Origin of the sequence: Undibacterium sp. Tian12W (assembly GCF_049339405.1) — a bacterium.
Taxonomy (GTDB): Bacteria; Pseudomonadota; Gammaproteobacteria; order Burkholderiales; family Burkholderiaceae_D; genus Undibacterium.
On the sequence record NZ_JBMPPK010000012.1, the window covers coordinates 176738 to 201780 of the forward strand.

Consider the following 25043-nt stretch of genomic DNA (forward strand, 5'->3'; position numbering starts at 1 on the left):
ATGGCTAATGGCAAAATCGTTCAGTGTATCGGCGCTGTTGTGGACGTTGAATTTCCACGCGACGCGATGCCTAAGATTTATGACGCCTTGAAAATGGAAGGCTCCGAGCTGACATTGGAAGTTCAGCAGCAATTGGGTGACGGCATCGTCCGTACTATTGCGCTGGGTACTTCTGATGGTCTGCGTCGCGGCATGATTATTTCCAACACTGGCAAACCTATCATGGTACCAACCGGCAAAGCAACGCTGGGCCGCATCATGGACGTACTGGGCAACCCTATCGATGAATGTGGTCCTGTCAGCCGTGAGCAGACAGCATCCATCCACCGTAAAGCCCCTGCATACGACGAACTGTCCCCATCCCAGGAATTGCTGGAAACCGGTATCAAGGTTATTGACCTGGTTTGCCCATTCGCTAAAGGTGGTAAGGTCGGTCTGTTCGGTGGTGCGGGTGTAGGCAAGACCGTTAACATGATGGAACTGATTAACAACATCGCCAAGGCACACAGCGGTTTGTCCGTGTTTGCCGGTGTGGGTGAGCGTACTCGTGAGGGTAATGACTTCTACCACGAAATGGCTGACGCAAAAGTGGTTGATCTGGAAAATCCAGAAAACTCCAAAGTTGCGATGGTGTATGGTCAGATGAATGAACCACCAGGTAACCGTCTGCGCGTTGCTCTGACAGGTTTGACGATTGCTGAAGGTTTCCGTGACGAAGGCAAAGACGTTTTGTTCTTCGTGGATAACATCTACCGTTACACACTGGCCGGTACTGAAGTATCCGCTTTGCTGGGTCGTATGCCTTCCGCTGTGGGTTATCAACCTACTCTGGCTGAAGAAATGGGCCGTCTGCAAGAGCGTATTACTTCCACTAAAACTGGTTCCATTACGTCCATTCAGGCCGTATATGTTCCAGCGGATGACTTGACCGATCCATCTCCAGCAACAACATTTGCTCACTTGGATTCCACCGTTGTTCTGTCCCGTGACATCGCTTCCCTGGGTATCTACCCTGCGGTTGATCCACTGGATTCAACATCCCGTCAGCTGGACCCACAAGTGGTTGGTGTAGAACACTATGAAACAGCCCGCGCTGTTCAAGGTACTCTGCAACGCTACAAAGAATTGCGTGACATTATCGCGATTCTGGGTATGGATGAATTGGCTCCTGAAGACAAACTGCTGGTTGCACGTGCACGTAAGATGCAGCGTTTCCTGTCTCAGCCTTTCCACGTTGCTGAAGTGTTTACCGGTGCTCCAGGTAAATACGTTTCCTTGAAAGAAACGATCCGTGGTTTCAAAATGATCGCTTCCGGCGAACTCGATCACTTGCCAGAACAAGCGTTCTACATGGTAGGTACTATCGACGAAGCAATCGAAAAAGCGAAAAAACTGGCTGCTGCTTAATTAATTAAGCGCACTGGCGGTGCAGTTGATATTGACTGCACCATAGCTTTTTTGAGCGAATAATAAGGGTCCAACATGGCACACACTATTCACGTTGACGTGGTTTCTGCAGAAGAGCTGATCTTCTCCGGTGAAGCCGAATTCGTCGCGTTGCCGGGTGAGGCTGGTGAATTGGGTATCTATCCGAAACATACACCACTGATTACCCGCATCAAGCCGGGTGCGGTGCGCATCAAGGTTCCGGGCAAAGCCGAAGACGAGTTCGTATTCGTCGCCGGTGGCCTGCTTGAAGTGCAACCGAATGCAGTGACAGTTTTGGCCGATACCGCGATTCGCGGTCAAGATCTGGACGAAGCCAAAGCCAGCGAAGCCAAGAAACTGGCAGAACAAGCTTTGGTTAATCGTGATTCCAAAATTGACTATGCGCAAGCACAGGCAGAACTGGCATCCGCGATCGCCCAATTGGCAGCGATACAAAGATTGCGTCAAAAGCGTTAATACGATAGTGGTTCATACCGCTGCGTAGTAAGCAAGCATAAAAACAAAAGGCAGCCTTGGCTGCCTTTTGTTTTTGGCGCTGCCTCAGCATCAGCCTTTATCTTACCCACTGCCTCAGCGCAATTGAATAAACTTAGTCTATATCCATCAGCATATCTGGCGAGAACTGGACAGTAGTGAGAGATTACCTTGATGCCTCATTGGAGAAATTCGTTTTTATCCAACCGGTGCATGCAGAACCAAGTTATTCAGAGTTTGAAATTCAAGCGCATACTCAAACGGGTATGCGATTTGTTCAGGCTCTGCTGCCGCACTACACCATCAACGTTCGCATACTCAGTCACGCTAGTTCTGCTGTCTGTCAGCATATTTTCCAAATTAATCGTCAGGCTGGTTTCCGGATTGAATTTCCAGATGGCCCCTGCATTCAGGATAAATTGCCTAGGGGAGAAAGAGCGCTGCTGTGCATTGATGCGCACCCAGTTCCCGGGTGTCCAGCTGGCATCGATATCCAGTTTCAAAGGCAAGGCCCTGGCCGTATAACTCGCGCCCAGTTTGGCATTCCACGGCGTCTGGCTATCCGTCAGCATGTCCAGTCCTGAACGTATATTTACCCTGGAGCGTGCCAGGCCCAAGCCTGCGCGCAAGCTGGCATCCGGTGCTTGTGCACTCAGATCGCGCAAAGCCAGTTGCAATTCCATGTCCATGCCCCGCACACTGGCATCGCCAAAATTCACTGGACGGTATATATAACGCGCCTGATTTGACCAGGTCACATTCTCCAGGCGTATTTCCGAGCCGCGCTTTTTAACGACATCCCTAGTGTATAAACCCAGGGACAAAAGACTATTCGCAGCCAGATCATATTCGTAAGTGATATTCAGCCCCAGGGAACGCTCAGGCTGCAAATCCGGATTTCCAGAACTGTCTGCGGTTTCTATGCCATTCGTAATACACCGGCCATTCTCCAGGCATGGAGCCAGGGCATTAATCACCGGGCGCTGCATCAAATCGCTGGAGCGCGGTGCATTAAACGAGCGTGCAAGACTAACGCGCACTCTTTGCGTACCTTCAGTGGTCAGCTTCTTTAGCAGATGCATGGATGGCGACAGCACGCGATAAAGGGCATGGGGCTGATAGTGTCGCTCTTGCAGATCCAGTGTAGTCTGCTCTCCGGATATGCCAAGATTCAGGGACAGACTATCGTCAAGGCGCCAGTCATCTTGCCAGAACCAGCGCGCCCTTGTTTCTACAAGACGGTAGGGCGCATTGAATTCATCAAGAGCCAGGTCAGGATTGCCGTTGAGCCAGTGTTTTTCATCCACGCTGTCACCACTACGCGTCAAATGCATGCCAGTCTTGATTTCATGTGCATCTGCCAGTACGGTTTTATAGTCGAGTTTGAATGTAACTGCATTACTTGAGTTATCAGCAGAAGTACGACGCAGGCTGTTTCCCAGGCTGCTGCGGTATTCATTCCAGACTGTTTCCGTACGACCGCGGTCACGGTTGATACGCGCTGATAGCATTAACTGGCTCTGTTCATCAAGGCGAATAGTCCAGCTTAGCGGCAGGCTGAGTTGTTCCGTATGTCCGTGAAAATGCTCATTCATCTCCAGGCTGCTGCCATCATCCCATTGACGGATATTACTATTTGCCCAAACGCTGGTGCTGGTATTAATGGCTGGCGAGAAGATAAGCTGGTGAGGCTGGGAAGGGCGCCAGATCACATTGCCTGATGCCGCCAGCGTCACAAAGCGATTGCTTGTATTCGCCTGTCCCTGTAATTGTTGTGCGGTGCCACTTCCCGATGGACTGGCAGTCTGGTTCAGGCTGCTATTGTTTTCCATGGTTTTGTAAGATGAAGACAGTTGCATATTCATGCTCAGCACATCTTCTTCTTTTCCGTGGCTCAAAGACGAAGAAAGATTGATACCTGGTTGACCGGCAATGGTGTTGTACGCGACCCTGACGTCTGTCTTTTTTTGTTCGGCTATGATTTTGCGGGTGATGATATTGATGGTGCCAGCAATGCCATACGGGCCAAATTCAGCGACTGTGGTTTTGATGATTTCAATTTTCTCGACCAACTGCAAATCCATGTCTGCGAGATTCTGGTTTTTGGCAGGGGGCAAACCATCGATCAGAAACTGTGTATAAGTCGGACTGCCAAGCGCATCCAAAGTGCTGGGCAGCCCCGGTTCGCGTGCAAGCAAATCCCCAACCTTCTCGACGCCACTTTCTTCTATGCGCTTGCGGCCTATTGTAATCTTGCCTGCAGTAGAGTCCCGTCTGGCATTCATCTCAGTTGGCCCACCGGTCACTATGACTTGTTGCGGTATAGTTTGATACGGTTGAGCTTCGCCTGCCATGGACGCAGCCATACTAACGGCCATAGTGCCAGGCGCGAGCAGCAGCAAAGTCAGGTCACAGATAGCAGATGACCTGATCAAGGCTGTATGCTCATGGTGCTGCGACTCTTACTTGAAAATGAGATTGAACTACCTGACATCATTAAAACTATTGTAAATTAGCAAAACACGACATTAGCAATTACTCAATATGAGTGTCAATAATGGTCAATAATAAATACACGCATAGTCTCAGAAATGAAAGCAGGATTGCATGAGCACAAATCAAACTGACTTGATCACCAGCATATTAAGCAAAAGTAAAACCATCGCCGTCGTTGGTCTGTCGTCAAAAACTTCCCGCCCCAGTTATGGCGTGTCTGCCTATATGCAGGCGCATGGCTATCGCATCATCCCTGTCAATCCGCGTGAGGCGGGGAACATCATATTGGGCGAGCATTGCTATCCTGATCTGATCACTGCTGCGGCAGAACACCATATCGATATTATTGATTGCTTTCGCAATGCGGCTGATATCCCTCCGATTGTGGAAGAGGCCATACAGATAGCCGCGCCTTATCTGTGGATGCAGTCAGGCATCATCAATGAAGCTGCTGCTGCCAGAGCCGAAGCAGCAGGTATCAAAGTAGTGATGGACAGGTGCATCAAGATAGAACATTTTTACCGTGTCTGAGTTTGCTTTGCTGAGCGCAATTGCTGTATGTAGGCAAGTTCGTTTTGCGCCAGTTTATTCTCAGGTTCGATTTGCAAGGATTCCTGAAAAGCCTTTTCTGCCTCATCGAGCTGCTTAAGCTCTATCAAAGAAAATCCTATGCCGCGCAGGGACATCGCCAGGTAAGGGCGCTGTGAGGAATATTGTTTGCTCAATTCGTGAGCATGACGATAGGTTTGCAAGGCTTCCGTTGGCTTGGCCAGCTGATTCAAGACATAGCCAATTTCTACCGAGGTGCCAGCAGAAACCGGGGCCAGATATTCAACTCTCCTGAGCATGGACAAAGCCTGTTGCAAATCCCTTCTTTCAACCGCAACAAAGGCCTGGACTTGCAGGCAGTTTTTATAACCCCATTCTATCCATTCAAAATCCAGTTTGCTGGCTTTGCTGAATTCCTCAAATTCTTGAGTCGTCTGGAAAGAGAATTGTTTTTTGCTGCTGTCAAAGATGGATTCATAAGACTGGCAATTTTCTTTTGCTTTTTTGTCTGCCTCTTCAAATTTACCCTCCTTGATCAGCAGATTCAATGCTTTTGATGCAGCTGAGAATTCCACCCCCTTGGCACTGTCTGCGACTAAATTGGTATGGGTGGTAATCGTAATAATCTTGTCGTCAGCCGTAGCGCAAGCAGGCAAGGCCGCCACCATGGCAAAAGCAGCTATCCATTTGCGGACACTCATTATTTGATTTGGAATAAAAAAATCAGTCATATTCAGGGTAAGGTCAGGGTAAGGTGATTATTCATAAAAAGCCCGGTGCGGCTCCACGTAGATTAATTTTATCGACTTGAGCAGTTTGAAAATGATCGCCGCCAGCAATACATAGAAATACCCTACCAGCAAGCTGTATAAGCCGCCTATCATAAACAGATAGAACAGGTCAGCGATATAGATACGCCTTTCGTTGATCATCATAATGACCGCAGCACTAACACCAAATGCCAGCGCCATGACGAATGGTGCAAAATGGCAGTAGAAAACAAACTTGTTTTCATCCAGACGAAAAAAGGCAATGCTGAACACCAGCAGCGTCAGTAAATACGGTATGCCGCCAATGAACAGAGATCCAATCAGAAAGCGCGATAATTCGCGCAACACGCCGAATTGCGCGCACGCGACACTGAGCAAGCTCAGGGCTATGGGCAATAACAATGCGGCCAGATAATAAGTTTTCTTTCGTATCATGTGCAATGAGTTGGCGATGTATGCCACACAAACAGTGTCGCCCTGTTGAAAGCATTTGTAGTCTTGCTAGGGTATGCGGCACTTTTCATATTATCATCAAAACATTATCTCTAATTTTGAGATCTATTTTTTGTAAGCTAACAATATTGATTGGAGACTTGAATGACAGTTGCGGACTTATTTCGGGTAGGTAAAGGTTTTCAGGTCAAGGATGCTAATGCCAATAAAAAGCTGGTGGGTACGGCCGCCACCGAAAAAAATGCAGACAAGGCCGCCGACAAACTGGCAACCTTAAAGCTCGCAGAAGAAATTTCTGACCTGCAAAATGTTTTGTATGCCGCTCATGACCGCAAGCTATTGATTATCCTGCAGGGTATGGATACCTCTGGTAAAGACGGCACTGTCAAAGGTGTGTTCGGGCAAATCAATCCCCTGGGAGCCCGCACGGTGGCTTTCAAAGCCCCCAGTACCGATGAAAAAAATCATGATTACTTGTGGCGCATCCATAAAGAATTGCCGGGCAAGGGCGAAATTACCATCTTCAACCGCAGTCATTATGAAGATGTGTTGATTACCCGCGTACATGACTGGATAGACCAGGCGGAATGCAAGCGCCGTTATGCGCAGATACGCGATTTTGAACGTATGCTGGCCGAGACGGGGACGGTGATCTTGAAATTTTTCCTGCATATTTCCAAGGCCGAGCAAAAAGTCAGGCTGGAAGAGCGCCTGGCTGATCCTGAAAAACACTGGAAATTCGATCCCCAGGATCTGGTAGAGCGCAAATACTGGGACGCATATCAAGAAGCCTATGAGGATGCCTTGCAGGCAACAGACGCCGATCATGCGCCCTGGTATGCCGTGCCGTCGGACTCCAAGACCCAGCGCAACCTCGTCATTGCCAGCATTGTGCAAGAAAAACTGCTAAGCCTGAAACTCAAATACCCACCTGGTAATCCTGAATACAGCAAACTCAAGGTGGAATGAAGGTCAAGCCAAGGTGAAGTCCAATTCCAATAGTAAATTCAACTACTGGCCTGAACTGATTGCTGCAGCCTTATATCCCTTGCTGGCCTGGCAAGGGCGGCGCACCCGTGCGGTGACACCGCGCTTGCCCGAAGCCAGTGACCAGACATATGGGCTGTGGGCTCCTGCCCATCTTTCTGTGGATAACTTGCGGGTTCTGGGTATAGGCGAGTCACCGGTTGCCGGAGTTGGCGTTGCAAATTATAAAGAATCCATCACGGCACAATTGGCCAAAGCCCTGGCTGGCAAACTTGATACTGCTGTGGAATGGCAGGCTTTGGGGCAAAACGGCGCACGCCTCTCATGGGCCAGACAAGTTTTGCCTGCGTTTCGTCAGGCACAAGGCCATGCATCGCCAGCGTGGGATCTCATTCTGGTCGCTTTTGGTGTCAATGATACGACCAGCTTTTGCGCGGTTAATAGTTACCGCGCAGAGTTGCAAAGCTTGCTGGACGAATTGCAGGTGTTGCTAAAACCAAGTGGTCTTATCGTATTGGCGGGCGTGCCGCCGATGCAGGTTTTTCCCGCTTTGCCCGCTCCTTTGCGCCAGATTTTGGGCATGAAGGCGCGTGCGCTGGATCAAATAAACCGCGAGATGGCAGCGTCCCGGCAACGGGTTTTGCATTTGCCGTTTATCGCAAATCTTCAAGATGTGCGCCAGATGGCAGAAGATGGCTACCATCCGTCAGCACTTGGCGTCAGTATTTGGGCAGAAGAATTAGCGAAAACATTTCTGCAAAATCGTCAAGAAAAATAATAAAGCTTTGGTACTTATGCACAATTTCGTTTGCACGCGATTTATGCTAAAAAACGGGAATTTTTCAAAAACTGGTATTCCTTCCCAATAAAATCAATGACTTACAGAATAATCCTGTTAACCGAATTTAAAATAAATCAGTAAACTGGCATTCTGTCATTTCTATCCACAAAGTTATCCACAGTTTATTACCGGAAATTTTGCTGAAAATTGCGCCACTTGTTGCAGATCAGATGCCTATCCTGCGCGCATAGGCGATAATGTCGCTTATACAGCAATAGACTGCGTAGTTTGACAATGTCCAGTAGATAAGCAGATGCACGCAGCGTCACCGAAAGCACTTATGTCCATGAATTTTGCCCCTCTCAAAAATGACACCTTTCTCAGAGCCTTGTTGCGCCAGGAAACTGATTACACACCGCTATGGCTGATGCGTCAGGCGGGCCGTTACTTGCCAGAATACCGCGCCACCCGCAAAGGTGCGGGCTCTTTCCTGAGCTTGGCCAAGAACCCCGGTTTCGCCACCGAAGTGACTTTACAGCCTATAGACCGTTATGGCCTGGATGCCGCCATCCTGTTCTCTGATATTTTGACTGTGCCGGATGCCATGGGCCTGGGTCTGTATTTTGAAGAAGGCGAAGGCCCGAAGTTTGAGCGCCCTCTAAAAGATGAAAAAGATGTCATGGCGCTCAAAGTGCCAGAAGCAGGCAGCCTGCAATATGTATTTGATGCCGTGACGCAAATCCGCACCGCTTTGGATGGCCGCGTACCGCTGATCGGTTTTTCCGGCAGCCCATGGACGCTGGCTTGTTATATGGTAGAAGGCCAGGGCTCGCGCGACTTTCATACCGTCAAGAGCATGATGTACAAGCGCCCAGACCTCATGCACCATATCCTGCGCACCAATGCCGATGCTGTCGCTACTTACCTGAATGCACAAATCGATGCCGGTGCCCAGGCCGTGATGATCTTTGACAGCTGGGGTGGGGCGCTGGCAGATGGGGCTTATCAAGAGTTCTCGTTGTCTTATATGCGCGATATCGTCAGCCAGTTGCAAAAAGAAAAAGATGGCAAGCGTATCCCTGCCATCGTCTTTACCAAAGGCGGCGGTCTGTGGCTGGAACAACTGGCTGATATTGGTGCTGATGCCCTGGGACTGGACTGGACCATGAATTTAGGCCAGGCACGTGCCAAAGTGGGTGACAAGGTCGCCTTGCAGGGTAATCTTGATCCGGCAGTACTGTTTGCCGAACCTGAACAAATCCGCAAGCAAGTCATTGCTACGCTAGATAGTTATGGCAAGCCTGCGGCGGGACATGGCCATGTATTTAACCTGGGTCATGGCATTTCGCAATTTACCCCGGTTGAGTCAGTCAGCGTGCTGGTCGAAACGGTGCATGCATACAGTCGTCAGCAACGTCAGTCTGCTTAAAGACAGGTATTTATAAAATAAGCATGATTTTTCGCCACGGACTGGTAGCAGAGTGGCTGGTCCAGCCAGTGTTTCTGGTCAAGCCGCTGGCAAAGTCTGTATATTCAGGCACTGGCAAAACAACAAGTGGCTGAGACGCTTGTCTTTGCGTCATGTTGCTCTGCAAAACATAGTACTGGCGTGCTTTTCCAGCCTGAAAGCTGTGGAAAACCAATGGATTAGCGGCAGAAAAATTTTGCATTTCTATGCACATTTTCTGTCACTTATGCACAAAATCGGGGCGGCAAAAAATATTTTCAAAAATATTTTTTTGTCTTCCGGCATTTTTTATAAGTCATTGATTTTAAACGACTAAATTCTTGGCTCTGAGACAGGGCTTTTTGTGGAAACCCCCGTAAACGCTAGCGAAAACCGATGTCAATAGACCTTTCTCCACAAAGTTATCCACAGAAACTGTGGATATGTCAAAAAGCCTTATGAAATCAATAGTTAGCGCCGATTTTCATGTTCAGGCTTAGATCGTGAAACAAGTTTATTTACGCATAGCCCTCGATACCCCACTTGACAGCACCTTCGATTATCGGTGGACCGCACAAGAAGAGGGAGGGGCTGTTGCCAACCTGCCCCAGCCCGGGCAACTGGCTGCTGTGCCCTTTGGCCGCCAGGAAGTCGTCGGCCTTATCATGGACGTGGTGAACGAGACGGATGTCCCGCCCGCCAAGCTGCGCGACGTCATTGCTGTCAGGCATGAGCTGCCAGCCATGAACAAGGAATGGCTGGCGCTATGCCAGTTTGCTGCCGAGTATTATCAGCGCCCCATAGGTGAGGTGGCTGTACCCGCCTTGCCCAAGAACCTCAAAGCCATCAAGACAGTATCCCTGCAGCGCGCCATCAAGAAGCTGGCCAAATTGCCTGAGCAAGCTGATGTCAGCCCGCTGGGTGAGCCTCAATTGAATCCTGAGCAACAGGCCGCGGTGGATGCGGTTGCCAATGCCGAAGGCTATGCCCCGCATCTCTTGTTCGGGGTAACCGGCAGCGGCAAGACGGAAGTGTATTTGCAGACAGCCGCCAAAATACTGGCAAAGACGCCTGATGCCCAGATTTTGATCCTGGTGCCAGAGATTAACCTGACGCCACAGCTTGAATCCCATATCCGCGCCCGTTTCCCCGGCCTGATGCTATCCACCCTGCACAGTGGCATGGCAGAAGGTGAACGCATGTTGCACTGGTTGGCTGCGCATACCGGTCGTGCCCGCATCGTGCTGGGTACACGCCTGGCCATGCTGGCATCCCTGCCCAGGCTGAAGCTGATCATCATCGATGAAGAGCATGACCCATCCTACAAGCAGCAGGAAGGCCTGCGTTATTCTGCCCGTGATCTTGCCGTGTGGCGGGCGCGCCAGCTCTCGATACCCATCTTGCTGGGTTCTGCCACACCTTCACTGGAAAGCTGGCAGGGTGCGCAGACTGGCCGTTACCGCTTGCTGGAATTGCGTGAACGGGCTGTACAACACGCCGTCTTGCCCATCATACGCATCATCAATCTGGAAAGAGAAAAACCCAGTGAAGGCCTGACGCAAAGACTGATAGGTGCGATCAAGCTACGTCTTGAGAAGGGTGAGCAATCACTCCTGTTCCTTAATCGGCGCGGTTATGCACCAGTGCTGGCCTGCGATGCCTGCGGCTGGATCAGCAATTGCACCCGCTGCACTGCCCATCTGGTCTTGCATAAAGGTGACCATAGATTGCGTTGTCATCACTGCGGGCTGGAACAACGCATACCGCGCTCATGCCCGACTTGCGGCAATATTGACCTGCAACCTTTGGGTCGCGGCACCCAGCGCATGGAAGAAAGCCTGGCCCTGCTGTTCCCGGAGGCCAGGGTTTTCCGCATCGATGCCGATTCCACCCGCCTTAAAGGTAGCGCTGCCGCTGCCTTTGAACGTGTGCACGCCGGTGAAGTCGATATCCTGATAGGCACGCAAATGGTGGCCAAGGGTCATGACTTCAAACGCCTGACCCTGGTGGCGGCATTGAACCCGGATGCTGCCCTGTTCTCGCAAGACTACCGCGCCAGTGAACGCCTGTTTGCCCAGCTCATGCAGGTGGCAGGCCGGGCAGGGCGGGCAGCGCAAAAAGAAGGCGGCAATGCATCCGAGGTGCTGGTACAAACCCGCTACCCTGACCATCCGCTCTACCATGCGCTGATGTCACACAATTACCCCGACTTTGCCAAAGACTTGCTGGATGAACGCCAGCAAGCCCATATGCCGCCTTTCATGTATCAGGCTTTATTGCGGGCAGAAGCCAGAGAGCTGGAAACTGCCATCGCCTTTTTGAAAGAAGCCGCGCTCTGTACCGAACATCAGGGCATCATGATCAATGATCCCATCCCCATGACCATGACGCGCGTGGCTAACGTCGATAGGGCGCAATTGCTGGTCGAGTCAGTCTCACGCCCGGCCCTGCAAGCATTTGTCAAAGCCTGGATAGCAGATTTGCGCGCCATGAAAAGCCGGGTCAGGTGGTCGGTCGAGATTGATCCTGTGGATATCTGAAGGTTTATCCACATGAGCATGGGCTGGTGATCAGTTAAAATTGCTGTTCAGAAGATTATCAAACCCTATACAGCACCATGCCACTCAGCCCTTACCTGACTACCTTTCCTGAAGTATCTGAAAATTGCTATATCCACCCCAGTGCCCAGATCATCGGTGATGTACAAATCGGGCCGGATAGTTCGGTCTGGTGCAATGCCGTCTTGCGCGGCGATGTCAATCACATACGCATAGGCCGTAGCAGCAATTTCCAGGACCTGGCCATGGGCCATGTCTCGCACAAGAATGCCAATAAGCCTGCTGGTTCACCTTTGATTATTGGTGATTATGTGACGATAGCCCATTCCGTCATCCTGCATGGCTGCAATATCGGTGATGAATGCCTGATAGGCATGGGCAGCATCGTCATGGATGATGTCATTATCCACAAGCATGTCATGCTGGGTGCTGGCAGCCTGGTGCCACCGGGCAAGGTACTGGAAAGCGGCTACCTGTATGTAGGCCGCCCGGCAGTCAAAGTCCGCGCCCTGACGGCAGAAGAAATCAGCTATTTCAAATACTCGGCAGAGCACTATGTGCGCATCAAGAATAATTACCTGGCCAGTGCTGTAGGCCAGCCATCTGAATGAACTTGAAAGTGGCTAAGTGGTCTGAACCTGGCAGTACATTTTTGAAAGATTCTCAAGCACCCAAACAGGAGGACAAAAAGGCATGAACGCAACACAGGCTGGCGAATACTGGATCACCACAGACAAGGACAAGATTGATATCAACCTCGTCCATCAATTTTTGACGACTGAAAGTGGCTGGGCTACCGGTATTTCACGACCTGTGGTAGAGGAATCCCTGCGCAATTCCCTGTGTTTCAGTGTCTTCCAGCAAGAGCGTATGGTGGGCTTTTGCCGCATCATCACTGACATGGCGACTTTTGGTAACCTCGTCGATGTGTTTGTCGTGACCGACATGCGCGGCAAGGGTATTTCAAGATTGCTTATGGAAGAAGTCATGGCACACCCGGTAGTCAGCAAGCTGCGCCGCTTTACGCTATCGACCAGCACCGCTGCTGGCTTGTATGAAAAGTTTGGTTTCACGCCACTGAGCAAGCCTGAGAACTTTATGGAAGTGTACAAGCCCAGGATTTACCTGGACTGAAACCACAGTATTTTACTGAGCAGGCTGGTAATTCAGTTCACCGACATTGCTGGCCTCAAAATACATCACCATCTGACGCTGGCTGCCTTTTTTGATTTCTGTCACCTTTTTGACGATCTGCTCAGAACGTTTAGCCTTGTCATGGTATTGCGCCTCCACTTCATAGCGGCCTTCGGGCAGGCTCAGGAATAACCAGGGGCCATCCAGCGTCGTTGTCAGCAGCACAGCTTTGGTTTTGTCGTCTCTCACAATAACTTTGATATCCGCCAGATAAGCGCCGGATTTATTGGCAGCAGTGCGCAGCCACAGATTGTATTGCCCGGCCTGCTGTTGTAATTCTTCCCTTTCCGTGGCACCTATACCACCAGTGACGCAGTCAATGACCTTGTTTGAACAATTGCTGCCTGCTGCCAGCGCAGGCATGCTCAGACAGAGAAAAAATGACAAGGGTAATAGCGCAGTTAATTTCATATATTTCACGTCTGAGTCCTCCTGTGTAAAACATGCAATATAGTATTTGTGACATGAAGGTGTTTGAGATGAGTCAAAGCTGCAACACCTTGCATATCAGCATGATGTTTATACTTGTCTGTGACCATCAAACTGCGGCATATTGAAAGGGACAGGCCCCGGGGCCTCATTGCATAGACTACAGATTCTTTTTTCCCATTCAAGATGCTTTCATCCCTGCTTAAACCTGCCATCGCCATCACGGTAGCACTGGCCTTTGCCGCACCCTCGCAAGCACTGGAGTCTGCCCTGAGTCTCAAGGACATCTACGCCAGCACCGTGGTGCAGCAGGTACAACCGCCGCCAGAAGACTTGCAATCTTATATAGAGCAGATGGCTACCGCCCTCAGCAGTAACAGCATCACCAGCCTGCCTTCTCAATATATTATGCTGGTCGATCGTAACCCCAAGGTCCAGGTTGCGATGTTGTTCTGGTTAGACCAGGAAGGGCAATACCAGTTCATCGGTGCTTCGCCTGTTTCTACAGGGCGCTCTCCAGGCTTCGAACATTTTGAAACCCCTGTCGGGGTATATGCGCATAGCCTGGCCAATCCTGATTACCGTGCCGAGGGCAGCAAAAACAGCAAGGGCATACGTGGCTATGGCATCAAGGGTAGGCGTGTCTTTGATTTTGGCTGGCAAAAAGCCAAAAAAGGCTGGGGCGATAAAATCATCGCCGACATGCGCCTGCAAATGCATGCGACCGACCCCGGCGCACTAGAATCACGCCTGGGTACAGTGCAATCCAAGGGCTGTGTACGGATACCAGGTACTTTGAATCTCTTGCTGGACCGCTACTCGGTGCTGGACGCAGACTATATGCAAGGCGTGGCAGAGGGCAAGAAATTCTGGGTACTCGACAAAAACCGTCAGGACAATCCCTGGGCCGGGCGCTATATGGTCATCATCGATAGCGGTAAAGAGCAAAAACCGGAGTGGGCAGCTTATATGCCACCTGCACCTTCTGTGCCATCTACGCCCGCAACCCGCAAGGTAGCCAAAGCTTCTTGAGCCTCAGGGTAGGTGTCCTGCCCTGAAATCGACTAAGATATCCCTGAGAGCTTATTCAAATTACTTCAGGGAGCCCGCATGTCTATAGAAACCTGGTTGCTGTATGTCCTTGCCGTTCTGGTATTAACCATTACACCCGGCCCTGCCGTACTCATGTGTATCACCAACAGCATCAATTTCGGTGCGCGCATGACCCTGTTCCCGGCGCTGGGGAATATCACTTCCCTGATTGCCATCATGACTTGTTCGGCAATAGGCATAGGTGCGATTCTGGCGACCTCGGCGCTGGTATTTACCATTATCAAATACCTCGGAGTGGCTTACTTGCTCTATCTGGGTATCAGCAGCTTGCGTGCCAAGAGCAGTGATTTTGTTTTGCCAACAGAAACCGAGTTGCGCGGCACCCGCCTGCGCCTGTATGTCAAAGGCATGCTGGTCGGAGCCAGCAATCCCAAGGCCTTGCTGTTCTTTACCGCCTTCTTCCCGCAATTCATCAATCCGGCTGCAGCCAAGCTGCCGCAATTCCTGGTCTTGTGCAGCACCTTTGTCTTTTTTGAATTCAGTGTGCTGATGCTATATGCGGTATTTGCCGAACGCATGGGGCCGTGGCTGCGTTCCAAAGGCAAGGCAAAAATGTTCAACCAGTTTTCGGGTGGGGTATTCGTGGCAGCGGCGGGTTTGCTGGCCACCGTGAAAAAGGCGAATGATTGAGGAGCAAGATCATGTCACATAGCAAAGCGTACAGTGAAAACGGTTTTTGGAACAAGCTTAAAAAATCTGCACAAGCTGCTGGCAGTGAAGTCATAGAAAAAGTACTCTGTCTGTATTATGCAGCGCAAAGGCCGGAGACACCAGCCTGGGCCAAGACTGTCATCTTTGGTGCATTGGGTTATTTCATTTTTCCGCTGGATGCAGTGCCGGATATGTTGCCCGTGGTTGGTTACAGCGATGATCTGGGCGTGATCGCCGGTGCGCTGGTGACCGTCAGTTTTTATATTACGGATGAAGTGAAGCAGAGCGCCAGAGATAAGATGAAGGGCTGGTTTGGCAGTGGGCAGGTTTGAAGTCTTGCTGAGGCTCAATCCAGCTCAGGGCTGACTGGATTGAGTCAGAATTGAGTCATATATTTTTATCCGCAAAAATCAGGCCTTCAGCCAGCAGCCTTCCTGGTAGAATTTTTGATAAAGTCGCCATGCCTGAACCGTAATGCCGACCAGTCTTCATCAATTGCCACCATCCTCACCGTATCAAATCCCGCCGCCTTGATCACATCCCAGCCAGTATCGCGGTTGAATTCACATTGATATTTCTTTGAGCTTCCCTTGGGGTAAGCAAACCACAGCAAGGCATCTCCCTCTACCAGCTTGCTCAGGGCCAGTGAGATTTCATCAAGCTCTTGCTGCTTGCTGACAAACACCAAAGCAAAATTCAGCTTTTTGATGCCAGACAATTTCTTGAGCACCTTGACACCGGTCAAAGCCGCGATTTCCGGCTCAAATGATGCTGGTGCATGCAAGACCAGGATTTCACTCTGATCTTTCAGATTCAATTTGTTAAAAATGGCAGACATGGACACTCCAGAATTTATAGTTGCTCACCCAACTCGCGAATTTTGCGCATGCTCAAAAAATTAGGCAAGAAGCGCCAGGCGGCAAGGCCTGAGACCAGCAGCAATATCCAGTAAAAATTACTCTTTCTGAAAAAGACAAGTGCGACGATGATGGCAATGGCCAGAAAAACCCGCATTTCTTGCCCTGCCCAGCCCTGGTTTTCTGTGCGTCTTGCCAGCCGTTGATTGAGCTCGCGGGATATTCCTGCGGCAATGTGTTCTACCCGCGATGCACTCTTCTTTGCTTCCTGCCATGCTGCTTCCGTGCTGGCTGAGGCGCGCAGTTTTTCCAGCAATACATAATACTCTTCCAGTGCCTTTTGCAAGTCTTCTACTGCGCTGTCAGGCAAGAGACTGTCAGTGGCAGCCGTGCGCAAGCTTTTGATACTTTGCAAGACTTCCTGCTTTATTGCTGCGGCGGCATCCTGCTCTGTGCTACGCAGCCAGGCATCGGCTTTTTGCTGGCGTTCAACGGCTTTTTGCGCCTCCGGCAACAGGGCTTCGAGCACGAGCAGCGAGGCCACTGGCATTTGCTCTATCTCACCCAATGCAGATAGCCAGGGGCAATAAGCCTGTAGGCCAGCATAGGCGACCTGCAGGCGCTTGCGCAGGCGCTCAGGCCAGCGTTCATCATAGACCAGTGCCAGCACCCGGGCATGCAATCTATGCAGGGGTGCGCTGTCATCTGTCTCAAGGCCGTACATGAGTTTGTCGATATTGCTATGCTCCCCCGGCAATTGCTTGCTGGCATAGTCTTTCACGAGGCCAAAAGCTTCTTGCCAGGCCTGCTCGATTTGCTTGCAGCAAGCCTGCCATTTTTGCACTATGCTGGCGACCTCTTTGTTACCCGCATCGGCATAGGCTTCCAGCACGCCATAGTTGTACAACTGCTTCAGCCAGTTGCTGGCAGCTTCATCACCTTTCAATGAGCGGTTGGCATAGCCCAGTATCGCTGGCAGTTCTATGGTTTCACCGCGCCAGACCGGTGGTATGCCGGGTGCCAGATGCAATATCAGTCGCAATAGCTGTACATCGACCGAGAGCTTTTTATCTTGACGCATATCGAGCAAGACCCGCACCGCATTCTGGTCTTTTTGTACATCGCGAAACCAGGACAGCAATTGCGCATTCGAGATATCCCTGACGCCATCATCCCAGTTGCGGGCTAGCGCCACTGCCAGTTGTTCGCGGGTGTGGCACAGATACTGACCTATATGATACGGCTCACGAAAGCCGCCCATGGCCATGGTTTCAACGGCATCTGGCAAGCCGGCATCGCGCGCCAGCCAGCGCATAATCTGTTCCTCACCCCAGCGTTTTTTAGGGTCCCGCAACAGCAGGCCGCGCAACAGCTTGCGCAGATAGGTATCCGGCACGGCATTGAGTTCCAGCTCGCGCGTGGTCAGGTGGTGCAGGATCACTGCTTCTGACAATCCGGCAAATGGATGCTGACCCAGAGCCAGTTCCAGCATGATCATGCCCAGGGCCCAATAATCTGCCTTGGCATCAATGACGCCGGACAGGCTTTCTGGTGAGGCATAGGGCAGTGTGCGCGCCGTGCCAGTCAGTCTTTGCGTGGCGTCCAGCACGGATGAAATACCAAAGTCAGTCAGTATCAAATCCAGTGGCTGCAGTGTGCGCACCAGGATATTCTCGGGCTTGAGATCGCGGTGAATAAGTCCGGCTTTATGCACACTGGCGATGGCTGTTGCCAGTTCACGCACTACGCTTTCCAGCATGGCAGGATCTGGCCGCTTGTTTTGCACGAATTTTTTTAATGAGCCAAGCTCACAGTATTCCATGAGTTCATAGGCATGGCCGTCAGATACGCCTGCTTCCAGCACGATCACGCGGTGTTCGGCTGGTACCGCTTGCAGCCTTTCACTGACTTCGGATTTGCCATGTATACCGTGGCGATAAATCTTGGCGACACGCTGTATAGCAGAGGTATTTTCTGTTACCAGTAACAGTTCGGCCTCTGCTCCCAGGGTTGGCAAGTGATGTAGTATTTTGTAGCGATCACGCAGGGCTTGCGGCAGCGATAGCAGGCTATGAATCTGATTGCTGTCTGGTGTTGCTACAGCGGACTCTTTGATCAGTGGGCGATTGCAATACACACATAGTTCACTGCCACGCGGATTACATTGTTCGCAATCTTCATAACTGCAAATTAATTCTGTTGCTGTGACTGTGCTTGCTGGCTGCGTTATCTCAATTGATGGTTCTGCCTGCCCGCGTTTTTCCATCAAGTCCACACCCGACAGTAAAGTGCCGCAAACACAGCGCATGACTTCTGGCGCGTTGTCGGTTTCACAGGCCGGGCAGCGGCGTATGTAAATCTGACTCACTCAGGGCCTCCAGCTGACGCTATCAAAGCTCAAACCACGACTGGCACATAATTGTTCCAGTGCCTGCATGTCACCACGCGCCGGTATGCCTACATACCAGACACGCTGTCCATCTATCATGGTCTGTATGCGCTTGTCCTGTTCATCTATGGGGGCATCAACATAAGTCTGCATACGCGCCCTTGCACGGTCTGACAAGAGCACCAGCGGCTGATTGGCTGAGCCACGCCAGGCCTGGGTCAAGGGCTTGCTGGCGATAAAAGGTTCGGGGATCAGGGCATCAAGTTTTTGCAGCAAGCCTGCATGCTTTTTTTGCAGAGTTGCGAGTGGATGACCGCTATAGCAGAGTATGTCGAAGTCCACCCCTGAACTGTTGCGCCAGTGATGCAAACCATCGAGCAAGGCATGCAGAGCCTTGGGCTGCTCGAATGGCTCGCCGCCTGAGATGGTGATGCCATCAAATTGCCCGGCACTGACTTCGCGGCACCAGCTCAGCAAACCAGCGACTGTCATTTCCTTGCTGCCATCCCTGGCCCAGGTATCTTGCGAGACACAACCCTTGCAGCCTATGCTGCAACCCTGTACCCATATACCGATGCGCCGCCCCGGCCCGAGTACGGTGACCGGGAAATGCGCTTTATTGATGGCAATCTTCATGCTAATTGCAGGCTCAGGCTGATGACTTTATCGGCTTCGGTAATCGCCGTTACAGTGAGACGCTGCTTGCCTGTCAGTTCCTGTTCAAACAGGGCGCGTGACAGAGGGTTGATGAAATTCGATTCGAGCTGGTTGCCTATGCCACGGCCACCATTGCTGAGGTCACGTATGCAACGTGCCAGCAATTCATCGCGCACTGCCGCTGGCATGGCCAGTTGCAGCTTGAGTTCTTCCTGCAAACGGCGCGCCACATTGCGCAGCATGCCATCAAAAATTTTAGCGGCGACTTCAGCAGAAATAAAATCAAAAACCACGATATTGTCACCGATGCGGTTCAATAATTCTGGCCGTGATAAATTGAATTTGAAATAATTACCTATTGCTGCACGCACCTTGAATTCCACGGTTTCATAGCTGTCACCTGGTTTGACATTTTCGTGACGTTGCCCGTGGCTATCTTCTACATAGATACCCAGGTTGGAAGTGAAGATCAAAATGGTTTCAGAAAAATACGCAGTGTCGCCACGGCCATCGGTGAGGCGGCCATCTTCGAGTATCTGCAAAAATTTATCGAGTATGCGCGGATGGGCTTTTTCGATTTCATCAAACAGCACGACAGAAAAAGGTTTTTGCCTGACGGCGTTGGTGAGTTCGCCACCAGCTTCAGAATCGACGAAACCCAGTTGGGCACCGAGCAACCTGGCGCTGGTATGCTCTTCTGCAAATTCACTCATGTCAAAACGTGAATAAGCCGCTTCATCGCCAAACACCAGTTGTGTCAGGGTCTTGGCCAGTTCGGTCTTACCGACACCGGTAGGGCCAGCAAAAAACAAGACGCCACGTGGCCTGCTGCCGACCGAGCGTGTCTGCGCCCCAGTTAAACTCATGACAGAACGCTTCAGAATATCGAGGGTTTTGGTGACCGCAGGACGCTGGCCCTTGACACGGTCTTCGATAAAATTTTCAGCATCGCGTATCTTGTCACGCAGGTATTCCTTGCGCCAGGGATTATCCAGCACCCCAACTTTATAGCAGCGTACAGCATCATCTATATTACTGATAGCGAGTTTTTGCCGGTCCGCCAGCTCAGTGATATCTGCCAGGGCAGACAGGGACATGCCATCCGTTCCTTCAGTAAAAGCCTTGACGAATTGGGTGCGGACATCAGCTTTCGCATCAGCAAACCCGGCAAACAAGGGTGCCAGTTGTTGTGCTGCAGCCTGGCGCATTTCAAACTCGGGTTTGCCGATATGCAGGGTCGCAATCCGCTCGCTATCAAGCGTGAACCAGGATGGTAAATCCTGTGCACGGTTAAGCAGCCACAATATGGGATTGTATAACGGTGGTCCACCATTCTGACGCGGGACTATGGCAGAGGCATTCAGCGAGATTTTTTCTGCAGCGACAAAGAAGCGGTGTTCAGCCTCACTCAACTGCTCAGGTTTGCGGCTGATGCGTGAGGCAAAATCCAGCACCAGAGCGCAACGTACTTCGCGTTCAGCACTGATTTTTTTCATCAGCTTGCTCAGGCTTTCGAGGCTCATTTGCTGACAACCATCTGCCAGCTTCACATCGAACAGGCGGGCGGCCAGATCACGCTGCGCCGCTTCGTCAGGATAGACACGCAAGCCATCAACCGGGTCATACGCAAGTAAAAGGCTGTAGTCCTGGTTTTTTAAAAATTCCCACAAGGCCCGGTTGAAAGGCACCAGGGTAGCACTGCCAGAGGCGGCATCAAGCGGCAATAGAAAACTGTCGCGTATGCTGCCAGAAACCACATATTGAGATCGTATAGGCAGCAGGCGCTGCAAGTCTTGCAGCCAGCGTATGTCAGGTACATTCATGGCAATTTATTGCTACGTTGTTGTGTGTGGCTTTCGATTTGCTCTTCTTCTGCAAATCGCGGCAGCTTGTCTTCCGCGACCAGTTGCACTGGCAGTTCACCTGCTTGCAATAGCCGTGTCACCTGCATGTGTATGCCACGCGCTTCCAGTGCTGCCATCAGAGTCGGGAATTCACTGCACCAGCGGTCTTCTGCCAGATGGTCAAGCACGCTGCGTTCATTCTCACCTTGTTTTACAGCACGGATGACATTGAAATTGGCTTGCCCGGTCTTGGCATCCATACGCATGCGCACCATATATTTGTCCCAGCTGTTGCGGCGAAAATGAACTATGCCACCTTCTACAAACAGGGTGTGGGATATCTCTTCAACCTGGTAACCAAGGTCTTTCAAAGTCTGCTCGAGTATCAGGGCCTGGGCTTCATCTACCTGACGTTTTTTCTCGGCTTCCAGCAGGTTCTGGATGTGCAGGCGCAAATCGCTGGCAAGCAGATCAGCCCGCTCGCCTGGCAGGGATATTTCCAGCTCTCTTGCCAGCCCTGCGATATCTTCTGGTAATTGTGGCAGGTGGGCGACGCGTTTCAGCAGGCGCGCCAGCCGGTCTTGCGGCAGAGTTGCACAGCTGGCCGTTGCTACATCAAAATCTGTCTGATCAAAGAGGGCATCGGCCCGTCTGGCAGACTCTTGCAAAAGCACAGGTCTGAGCTCATACACCAGTGCCTGCAAGTGACGCAGATAAGTAATGATTTCCTGCTCATCCACTCCTTGTGGAGACAGCGGTCGAATCGTCTGTACCTGATCACTGCAGCCTATTTTTTCAGCCAATAGCAATAAATCAGCATAGTCTTGCTCTGTCGTTTGCAGTTGCTGCTGCAAAGCCTGTTGACTCAAGCCAGTTGCAGCACGCAGGCGTTCTTGCAGAATGGCTTGCTGCTCATGCTGTTGAGTGCGCAAGAGCCCGGCATCCTGATGCGCCTGCTTGACAGCCATGGCAGCACGTATGCCTGCTGCTGACAGCAAAACCCGCATCGCATCGGCTCTGGTCAAAACGGTGGTAGGACCGCTCATAAGCCCTGTTCAGGAAGTTGCAAGAAAACATAATATAGCATGCACAAGAAGACCCTAGCCATGGGCCGCAGGCTTATTGGAACACACAGTAGCCAGTAATCAGCCAGCGCTGATCGACTTTGACGAACTTGAATTCAGCTTGCCACTGATAAGGCGAGACTACGGTGACGCTGGCTTTGTCACCATCCAGCTTGATAGTCTTGGCCTTGATTTTCTTGATGAAAGAGCTCTTGTACTCATATTCCTGGGCACAAAAGAAGATATCCATGTCTTCTGTTTCCATCAGCGGCCCACGGCCATCCTTGGCCATCTGGGCAAATTCGGCATCGGTATAAGCCTTGAATTGCTGTTGGTACTTGCCATAGTAACGCTCTAGCGCTGCCGGGAAGTCAGGTGCAAAATAGCCGGAAGCCATGAACTTGCCACTGAAAGCCTTGAGGTTTTTGGTATCCAGCTGGAATTTCTTGCTGCCCGCAATATCCTTGATTTGTGGTTGCAGGGCTGAAACCTGCTTGCCATTTTTTAGCACCCAGCCATAAAAACCTTGTACCCCAGCCATCAATGCCTGTTCATCCTGGCTGCTTGCGCTGACCATTGGTGCATTGCTCAATAAAGCGGCAACCAGTACTATGCTGAGATCGGTTTTCATATGCTTGTGCTTTCAGAAATGCTCAGAATTTACTCTCATACTTAATCAATTCACGTCCTGTGAATTTCAGCACAGGGATGTTCCAGCTTGCCATCGCCATAAGTACGCAAGACCTCTGCCACCACAACCTGGTAACCATCCAGCCAGTTGGCCTGGGCAGCCTTGGCTTGCTGGTGTATGGGATTGGCGATCAAGGCCTGCAGGGCTTCCAGGCTATCCCAATAATATACATTTGAAATCTGGCCCGTAGTCGCATTTTCCCAAGTCTCTTCACCGAGATAACCGGGCGTGGATTTAGCCAGGCTGGCTATCTGTTCATCCAGCGCATAAAAAACATCGTCATACTGTTTTTTCTTGAAAGTGAACGTAGAAGTGTACATGCGCAAGCCCGGCTGATTAAAAGAGTTGCAAATCATACATAAATTTGTAGGTTTTTTTGAGTTTTATTTCATGGTTGATTGTAGTCTGAATATTGACCGTGGCCTCCGGGTAAGGCTGAGGCCTATACCAGACGTCGAAACTTAAGCCCAGTGCAGAGCATATTGTGTGCTCAAGCCAGTATATAAAAACCGTGATATCCCCCATTTACACCCCGACCTGCGTTTTCTCCCGTACTGTCTATACTGAATACTGGCAAGGCTTTCCAGCCTGCGAGGGTGTTGGTCTGGTGTTTTATATTTTTGCACGCAGATAAGCTACATCATTTTATGCATATAGATGTCAGCGCCGCGGATGCTAACCTCGCCCCATAAGAATTTCATACCGGAGCATTCATGTCTGACCCTATTCGTTTCTACTATCAAGGCCAAATCCAGCAGGTAAGCAATGCTGCGCCTACGCGTACGCTGTTGCAGCATCTGCGTGAAGACCTGCATTGCACCGGCACCAAGGAAGGCTGTGCCGAGGGTGACTGCGGAGCGTGTACGGTGGTCGTTGGAGAAATGAAACATGGGCAGCTGGAATTGCAGTCGGTGAATTCCTGCATACAATTCCTGCCTACGCTTGATGGCAAGGCCGTGTTTACGGTAGAAGACTTGCAACAAAAGAATGGTGAACTGCATCCTGTGCAACAGGCGTTGGTGGAATGTCATGGCTCGCAATGTGGATTTTGCACACCGGGGTTTGCCATGTCCCTGTGGAGCCTGTACCTGAAAAAAGAAGGGGATAATGTTCCGCCTTGCCGCAAGGAGATAGACGAAACCCTGTCCGGCAATCTCTGTCGTTGCACAGGTTACCGCCCCATCATTGATGCGGCAAAGCGCATGGGTGAATTGCCAGTGGCTGAGTTTGACCGTGCAGCTGTTATCAGCGGCTTGCAAGGTTTGCAGCGTGGCGAGATGTTCAGCTATACGGCTGATGGCCAGACTTTCTATGCGCCGCGCACTTTGCAGCAACTGGCGGAGGTGCGTGAAGCTAATCCCAAGGCCACCATACTGGCAGGTTCCACCGACGTCGGTCTGTGGGTGACCAAGCAAATGCGCGACCTGGGCAATATCATTTATGTGCGTGAAGTTGATGAGTTAAAACACATCAAGACCGTGGATGGCATGCTGGAGATAGGTGCAGCCGTGTCACTGAATGACGCCTATGGCGCAATCTGCCAGCATTACCCGGATGAACTGACCGAGATGTGGCAGCGCTTTGCCTCGCAACCCATACGCAATACCGGCACGCTCGGTGGCAGTGTCGCCAATGGCTCGCCGATTGGGGATTCTGCACCGTGGATGATCGCCCTTGGCGCTGAGATCGTCTTGCACAGTGTGCGCGGCCAGCGCGTGTTGTTGCTCGAGAGTTTCTACCTCGACTATATGAAAAAGGATATGCAGCCCGGCGAATTCGTCGCTGCCGTGCGCATACCCCTGCCCAAAGCCGGGCAACAATTCCGCACCTATAAACTCGCCAAGCGTTATGACCAGGATATCTCTGCCGTCTGCGCCGCTTTTGCAATTAGCTTGGATGGCGACATCGTGCGTGATGCGCATATCGCCTTCGGTGGCATGGCTGCTACCTCACGCCGCGCACCGCTGGCAGAAGCAGCCCTGAACGGGCAAGCCTGGAATGAAGCAACAGTGAAAAATGCCATGGCCTTGCTGGCGCAGGATTACACACCACTGACCGATATGCGTGCCAGCAATACCTACCGCTTGCAGACAGCACAAAATCTCTTGCGCCGTTTCTGGCTGGAGACACGCACCGATGCGCCGCTGAAACTGCAGGCCATCAATGTCTTTGCCCCCGTTACTGTTTAAA

The 25043-nt window shown here is 51.1% G+C and carries 25 protein-coding genes; 14 read left to right on the plus strand and 11 right to left on the minus strand.

Going from position 1 to position 25043, the window contains the following annotated elements:
• Together atpD and ACO0LI_RS16860 are read left to right on the plus strand one after the other, a co-directional pair.
• Complete coding sequence (atpD, locus tag ACO0LI_RS16855) at positions 1-1407, plus strand: F0F1 ATP synthase subunit beta (RefSeq protein ID WP_422951669.1); 1407 nt, start codon at positions 1-3, stop codon at positions 1405-1407.
• Between the two features lie 75 nt (positions 1408-1482).
• Positions 1483-1905: a F0F1 ATP synthase subunit epsilon gene (locus tag ACO0LI_RS16860; protein ID WP_423007140.1), complete on the plus strand. Its 423-nt coding sequence runs from the start codon at positions 1483-1485 to the stop codon at positions 1903-1905.
• Positions 1906-2153: 248 nt separating this feature from the next.
• On the opposite strand, the gene ACO0LI_RS16865 is transcribed toward ACO0LI_RS16860, so the two are convergent.
• Positions 2154-4358: a TonB-dependent receptor plug domain-containing protein gene (locus tag ACO0LI_RS16865; protein ID WP_423033893.1), complete on the minus strand. Its 2205-nt coding sequence runs from the start codon at positions 4356-4358 to the stop codon at positions 2154-2156.
• A 172-nt stretch (positions 4359-4530) separates the two neighbouring features.
• Between ACO0LI_RS16865 and ACO0LI_RS16870 the strand changes: the two genes are divergently transcribed.
• Positions 4531-4950, plus strand: coding sequence for a CoA-binding protein (locus tag ACO0LI_RS16870; RefSeq protein WP_423033895.1), 420 nt, complete (start codon positions 4531-4533; stop codon positions 4948-4950).
• On the opposite strand, the gene ACO0LI_RS16875 is transcribed toward ACO0LI_RS16870, so the two are convergent.
• Positions 4938-5669, minus strand: a complete 732-nt coding sequence (locus tag ACO0LI_RS16875) for a tetratricopeptide repeat protein (RefSeq protein WP_423033897.1) — start codon at positions 5667-5669, stop codon at positions 4938-4940. The genes ACO0LI_RS16870 and ACO0LI_RS16875 overlap by 13 nt on opposite strands.
• Positions 5670-5726: 57 nt before the next feature.
• Positions 5727-6173: a hypothetical protein gene (locus ACO0LI_RS16880; RefSeq protein WP_423033899.1), complete on the minus strand. Its 447-nt coding sequence runs from the start codon at positions 6171-6173 to the stop codon at positions 5727-5729.
• A gap of 162 nt (positions 6174-6335) precedes the next feature.
• Here ACO0LI_RS16880 and ACO0LI_RS16885 point away from each other — a divergent pair, with 162 nt between their 5' ends.
• The 7 genes from ACO0LI_RS16885 to ACO0LI_RS16915 all read left to right on the plus strand — a co-directional run bounded on the left by ACO0LI_RS16885 (position 6336) and on the right by ACO0LI_RS16915 (position 13098).
• The gene (locus ACO0LI_RS16885; protein ID WP_423033901.1) at positions 6336-7160 is read left to right on the plus strand and encodes a PPK2 family polyphosphate kinase; all 825 of its coding nucleotides are present in this window, start codon (positions 6336-6338) and stop codon (positions 7158-7160) included.
• Between the two features lie 13 nt (positions 7161-7173).
• Positions 7174-7956, plus strand: a complete 783-nt coding sequence (locus ACO0LI_RS16890) for an SGNH/GDSL hydrolase family protein (RefSeq protein ID WP_422951663.1) — start codon at positions 7174-7176, stop codon at positions 7954-7956.
• A 343-nt stretch (positions 7957-8299) separates the two neighbouring features.
• The gene (gene hemE, locus ACO0LI_RS16895; protein WP_423033903.1) at positions 8300-9388 is read left to right on the plus strand and encodes a uroporphyrinogen decarboxylase; all 1089 of its coding nucleotides are present in this window, start codon (positions 8300-8302) and stop codon (positions 9386-9388) included.
• A 52-nt stretch (positions 9389-9440) separates the two neighbouring features.
• Positions 9441-9743: a hypothetical protein gene (locus tag ACO0LI_RS16900; protein ID WP_423033905.1), complete on the plus strand. Its 303-nt coding sequence runs from the start codon at positions 9441-9443 to the stop codon at positions 9741-9743.
• Between the two features lie 166 nt (positions 9744-9909).
• Positions 9910-11946 (plus strand): primosomal protein N', encoded by a 2037-nt coding sequence (locus tag ACO0LI_RS16905; RefSeq protein WP_422951660.1) that lies wholly within the window; start codon positions 9910-9912, stop codon positions 11944-11946.
• Between the two features lie 77 nt (positions 11947-12023).
• Complete coding sequence (locus tag ACO0LI_RS16910; RefSeq protein ID WP_422951659.1) at positions 12024-12575, plus strand: gamma carbonic anhydrase family protein; 552 nt, start codon at positions 12024-12026, stop codon at positions 12573-12575.
• A gap of 82 nt (positions 12576-12657) precedes the next feature.
• Positions 12658-13098: a GNAT family N-acetyltransferase gene (locus ACO0LI_RS16915; protein ID WP_423033907.1), complete on the plus strand. Its 441-nt coding sequence runs from the start codon at positions 12658-12660 to the stop codon at positions 13096-13098.
• Positions 13099-13110: 12 nt separating this feature from the next.
• Here the strand turns inward: ACO0LI_RS16915 and ACO0LI_RS16920 are convergent, their stop codons facing one another.
• Positions 13111-13578, minus strand: a complete 468-nt coding sequence (locus ACO0LI_RS16920) for a hypothetical protein (protein ID WP_423033909.1) — start codon at positions 13576-13578, stop codon at positions 13111-13113.
• 195 nt (positions 13579-13773) lie between these two features.
• Between ACO0LI_RS16920 and ACO0LI_RS16925 the strand changes: the two genes are divergently transcribed.
• The 3 genes from ACO0LI_RS16925 (at position 13774) to ACO0LI_RS16935 (ending at position 15683) form a co-directional block, all read left to right on the plus strand.
• Positions 13774-14619, plus strand: a complete 846-nt coding sequence (locus ACO0LI_RS16925) for a L,D-transpeptidase (RefSeq protein WP_423033911.1) — start codon at positions 13774-13776, stop codon at positions 14617-14619.
• A gap of 78 nt (positions 14620-14697) precedes the next feature.
• Positions 14698-15330, plus strand: a complete 633-nt coding sequence (locus ACO0LI_RS16930; protein WP_422951655.1) for a LysE family translocator — start codon at positions 14698-14700, stop codon at positions 15328-15330.
• An 11-nt stretch (positions 15331-15341) separates the two neighbouring features.
• Positions 15342-15683 (plus strand): YkvA family protein, encoded by a 342-nt coding sequence (locus ACO0LI_RS16935; RefSeq protein WP_422951654.1) that lies wholly within the window; start codon positions 15342-15344, stop codon positions 15681-15683.
• 86 nt (positions 15684-15769) lie between these two features.
• Here the strand turns inward: ACO0LI_RS16935 and ACO0LI_RS16940 are convergent, their stop codons facing one another.
• The 7 genes from ACO0LI_RS16940 to ACO0LI_RS16970 form a co-directional block, all read right to left on the minus strand.
• Positions 15770-16189 carry a hypothetical protein gene (locus tag ACO0LI_RS16940; RefSeq protein ID WP_422951653.1) on the minus strand — a complete coding sequence of 140 codons (420 nt, stop codon included), beginning with the start codon at positions 16187-16189 and terminating at the stop codon, positions 15770-15772.
• 14 nt (positions 16190-16203) lie between these two features.
• A complete protein-coding gene (locus ACO0LI_RS16945) occupies positions 16204-18576 on the minus strand; it encodes a protein kinase domain-containing protein (protein WP_423033913.1) in 2373 nt (790 codons plus the stop codon).
• Entirely contained in the window at positions 18577-19233 is a 657-nt protein-coding gene (locus ACO0LI_RS16950) for a 4Fe-4S single cluster domain-containing protein (RefSeq protein WP_423033915.1), read from the minus strand.
• Positions 19230-21077 carry an AAA family ATPase gene (locus ACO0LI_RS16955; protein ID WP_423033917.1) on the minus strand — a complete coding sequence of 616 codons (1848 nt, stop codon included), beginning with the start codon at positions 21075-21077 and terminating at the stop codon, positions 19230-19232. The genes ACO0LI_RS16950 and ACO0LI_RS16955 overlap by 4 nt, the downstream gene beginning before the upstream one ends.
• Positions 21074-22144: a hypothetical protein gene (locus ACO0LI_RS16960; RefSeq protein ID WP_423033919.1), complete on the minus strand. Its 1071-nt coding sequence runs from the start codon at positions 22142-22144 to the stop codon at positions 21074-21076. The genes ACO0LI_RS16955 and ACO0LI_RS16960 overlap by 4 nt, the downstream gene beginning before the upstream one ends.
• Positions 22145-22217: 73 nt before the next feature.
• Positions 22218-22793: a hypothetical protein gene (locus tag ACO0LI_RS16965; RefSeq protein ID WP_423033921.1), complete on the minus strand. Its 576-nt coding sequence runs from the start codon at positions 22791-22793 to the stop codon at positions 22218-22220.
• Between the two features lie 50 nt (positions 22794-22843).
• The gene (locus ACO0LI_RS16970; protein WP_423033923.1) at positions 22844-23173 is read right to left on the minus strand and encodes an antibiotic biosynthesis monooxygenase family protein; all 330 of its coding nucleotides are present in this window, start codon (positions 23171-23173) and stop codon (positions 22844-22846) included.
• A gap of 393 nt (positions 23174-23566) precedes the next feature.
• On the opposite strand from ACO0LI_RS16970, the gene xdhA reads away from it, so the two are divergent.
• Entirely contained in the window at positions 23567-25042 is a 1476-nt protein-coding gene (xdhA, locus tag ACO0LI_RS16975; protein WP_423033925.1) for a xanthine dehydrogenase small subunit, read from the plus strand.
• Position 25043: the final 1 nt, after the last annotated feature.

Excerpts from the sequence above, each read along its gene's own strand:
- atpD (WP_422951669.1), top strand. The coding sequence starts at position 1 with ATGGCTAATGGCAAAATCGTTCAGTGTATCGGCGCTGTTGTGGACGTT.
- ACO0LI_RS16860 (WP_423007140.1), top strand. The coding sequence starts at position 1,483 with ATGGCACACACTATTCACGTTGACGTGGTTTCTGCAGAAGAGCTGATC.
- ACO0LI_RS16870 (WP_423033895.1), top strand. The coding sequence starts at position 4,531 with ATGAGCACAAATCAAACTGACTTGATCACCAGCATATTAAGCAAAAGT.
- ACO0LI_RS16875 (WP_423033897.1), bottom strand. The coding sequence starts at position 5,669 with ATGAGTGTCCGCAAATGGATAGCTGCTTTTGCCATGGTGGCGGCCTTG.
- ACO0LI_RS16880 (WP_423033899.1), bottom strand. The coding sequence starts at position 6,173 with ATGATACGAAAGAAAACTTATTATCTGGCCGCATTGTTATTGCCCATA.
- ACO0LI_RS16885 (WP_423033901.1), top strand. The coding sequence starts at position 6,336 with ATGACAGTTGCGGACTTATTTCGGGTAGGTAAAGGTTTTCAGGTCAAG.
- hemE (WP_423033903.1), top strand. The coding sequence starts at position 8,300 with ATGTCCATGAATTTTGCCCCTCTCAAAAATGACACCTTTCTCAGAGCC.
- ACO0LI_RS16910 (WP_422951659.1), top strand. The coding sequence starts at position 12,024 with ATGCCACTCAGCCCTTACCTGACTACCTTTCCTGAAGTATCTGAAAAT.
- ACO0LI_RS16915 (WP_423033907.1), top strand. The coding sequence starts at position 12,658 with ATGAACGCAACACAGGCTGGCGAATACTGGATCACCACAGACAAGGAC.
- ACO0LI_RS16925 (WP_423033911.1), top strand. The coding sequence starts at position 13,774 with ATGCTTTCATCCCTGCTTAAACCTGCCATCGCCATCACGGTAGCACTG.
- ACO0LI_RS16930 (WP_422951655.1), top strand. The coding sequence starts at position 14,698 with ATGTCTATAGAAACCTGGTTGCTGTATGTCCTTGCCGTTCTGGTATTA.
- ACO0LI_RS16935 (WP_422951654.1), top strand. The coding sequence starts at position 15,342 with ATGTCACATAGCAAAGCGTACAGTGAAAACGGTTTTTGGAACAAGCTT.
- ACO0LI_RS16940 (WP_422951653.1), bottom strand. The coding sequence starts at position 16,189 with ATGTCTGCCATTTTTAACAAATTGAATCTGAAAGATCAGAGTGAAATC.
- ACO0LI_RS16950 (WP_423033915.1), bottom strand. The coding sequence starts at position 19,233 with ATGAAGATTGCCATCAATAAAGCGCATTTCCCGGTCACCGTACTCGGG.
- ACO0LI_RS16955 (WP_423033917.1), bottom strand. The coding sequence starts at position 21,077 with ATGAATGTACCTGACATACGCTGGCTGCAAGACTTGCAGCGCCTGCTG.
- ACO0LI_RS16960 (WP_423033919.1), bottom strand. The coding sequence starts at position 22,144 with ATGAGCGGTCCTACCACCGTTTTGACCAGAGCCGATGCGATGCGGGTT.
- ACO0LI_RS16965 (WP_423033921.1), bottom strand. The coding sequence starts at position 22,793 with ATGAAAACCGATCTCAGCATAGTACTGGTTGCCGCTTTATTGAGCAAT.
- ACO0LI_RS16970 (WP_423033923.1), bottom strand. The coding sequence starts at position 23,173 with ATGTACACTTCTACGTTCACTTTCAAGAAAAAACAGTATGACGATGTT.
- xdhA (WP_423033925.1), top strand. The coding sequence starts at position 23,567 with ATGTCTGACCCTATTCGTTTCTACTATCAAGGCCAAATCCAGCAGGTA.